Source organism: Paraburkholderia sp. RL17-381-BIF-C (genome assembly GCF_046026435.1).
Classification (GTDB): Bacteria; Pseudomonadota; Gammaproteobacteria; order Burkholderiales; family Burkholderiaceae; genus Paraburkholderia.
The window spans coordinates 1-2,076 of the sequence record NZ_JARESX010000169.1 but is presented as its reverse complement, the minus strand read 5'-3'; the positions used below and the strand labels follow the sequence as shown (position 1 = coordinate 2,076).

Below are 2,076 nucleotides of genomic sequence, written 5' to 3'. Positions count from 1 at the left end.
CGGCTCGTATATCCAGATCAACGGCGACGGCATCATCAACGGCTCACCGGGGCCAATCCTTGCGAAAGGCGCATGGTGGGACGTACTGAGGCCTGATACAAAGCCGGTGCCTATGCCATCTTTGCCTTCTTCCGATGAAGAAGTTATCGAACAAAGCTTCAGCTTATTGCACGACGGAGTTGGACCCGTGGACGGATACCGCTACGACCTTTACAGCGATGGGAACGATCTTCATACGAACAAAGGTGAATATTCTGACGGTGAAACGGTGAAGTTTTTCGGGCAGTCTCCCCTGAAACTTGTTACGTGGATTGCGCGAGACTCGGCAGGGAAGGATGCATGACCGACTCCAACTCTTTGAGCACTTCACCGCCGGCCGATGGACCCACATCCCCGAGCGCACAGGCTTCGCCGCAACCAATCGATGCCCAGACAAGGCTACTTGCAGCGATGGCTTATGGAGAGGCATCTTTACAGGACAATGCCGATGAAATGATGGCTATTGCTAGTGTGCTTAAACGACAACGCGACGCCCGTGGTTATTCCGACATGTCTACGTTTGTGAAAGGCGAGCCGTCGTTTTCATTCGTCGTCAGTGATGGTAATGCCCGCTACAACAAGCTGATGAAGGCGACAAATGACAAGATAGCCAGCGACCCTGCCATGCGGGCCGCGATCGCTGCTGCACGCAATGCACTGGCTGATGGCCCGGATAAATCGAATGGCGCTTATTTTTGGGATGGTGCCGATATCAAAACAAATTACTCACATCATTTTAAAGTGAGGCAGGGAATTGCGATTGCCGATCCGAGTCATAATATTTGCAATATTAAAGATTCGACTCGGCTCGTAATTCTGTATAGGACGACGAAAATAAAGAATAAAAAAACGCATACGGTGACAATTAAAAAGGATGAAATGGGGCGATACGACCATGTCTACGACTCGACGGCCGGCCTTGGCGGTACGATTTTCTGGAAATTTAATCAGCAATACATAGATACCACCGGCGCGAAGGAATACAAATGAAATGGATTGCTCTCGCTGTGTTGGCAGGTCTCATTGTGTCCGGCGCGAATTGCGCCGCTCAACCAAACGAAAGTATAGTGAACAGTTGCCTACGGGCGGAAACGATAGTTCCCTCTGTAACAGTTGTAAGTCTCAGTGCTGACGAGATTACGCGAGAAGATAAATACGTCGATGGTTTCGATGCACTCTATAAGTTCGAATATCGCGGTTCCGATGTCGGCTATGCGGAGAATAAAAAAGATCAGGCGTTAATATACCTTGGCAAACTCTACCGACTATCCATGGCGCGACCGCTGGGAGATAGTCACGGAATAAAGCCTGGCCCATTCAATCCAGCACTGGCGCAGTGGAGCATTGCAAGCGGAAATAATAAAGAATTTTTTTGCGTAAGTTTTAATTTTGATGGCTTGGGCCGAAGCGGAAATTTTCAAAATGTCCGCGGTGGCTATTTATTGGATGCTGCAACAAAATCTTTATATTTCGTCGTTCGTGATATCCGGAAGTAATATTCAAGTCTTGTTTAAACGGGAATTAATGAATGATCGACCTTATCCGACTCGGAGACACCACCGACCACGGCGGCAAAGTTATCACCGCCTCTCAAACCATGCGTTACGCCGGACGACCCGTCGCCCGTAAGGGCGACCTCATAGAGTGCCGGCTGCACCCCGACGTCGAGCCGAACATGATCCTCGACGGTGACGAGAGAATCCGCGATCACGGTACGCCCGTCGCGCGTCAGGGTCATCGGGCCACATGCGGATGCACTCTTGTTTCCAGCCTGGTTTAGCGGCTGTGAGGATAGGAGCAAAGGAGACGGCGGGAGAACGTGGGAGACGAACATTTGAAGCGGCGCGCGTCAATTGTCAAATTTCGACACAACGCCACTGGTTGAAAAGCAACTGTGGTTGAATGGGCTCGCTGGTCCGCGACAGGGGCAGGCATGAGCAGGCGGGTGTTTCTCCCTTTGACCGCCTGCGGAGCCTGAAAGTCACGCGGGCCAGCGTCTACCTATTTTCCAGAAAGACAGGGCGCGAATAATCGCGC

3 protein-coding genes and 1 pseudogene are annotated in these 2,076 nt (G+C 51.2%); all 4 read left to right on the top strand.

What is annotated here, in order from left to right; genetic code table 11:
* Positions 1-343: pseudogene (locus P0D70_RS36450) on the top strand (hypothetical protein); the annotation flags it as partial.
* Complete coding sequence (locus tag P0D70_RS36445; RefSeq protein ID WP_408188089.1) at positions 340-1,029, top strand: hypothetical protein; 690 nt, start codon at positions 340-342, stop codon at positions 1,027-1,029. The pseudogene P0D70_RS36450 and the gene P0D70_RS36445, both read left to right, overlap by 4 nt.
* Positions 1,026-1,535: a hypothetical protein gene (locus P0D70_RS36440; RefSeq protein WP_408188088.1), complete on the top strand. Its 510-nt coding sequence runs from the start codon at positions 1,026-1,028 to the stop codon at positions 1,533-1,535. The genes P0D70_RS36445 and P0D70_RS36440 overlap by 4 nt, the downstream gene beginning before the upstream one ends.
* A 32-nt stretch (positions 1,536-1,567) precedes the next feature.
* Positions 1,568-1,819, top strand: a complete 252-nt coding sequence (locus tag P0D70_RS36435; protein ID WP_091796456.1) for a PAAR domain-containing protein — start codon at positions 1,568-1,570, stop codon at positions 1,817-1,819.
* Positions 1,820-2,076: the final 257 nt, after the last annotated feature.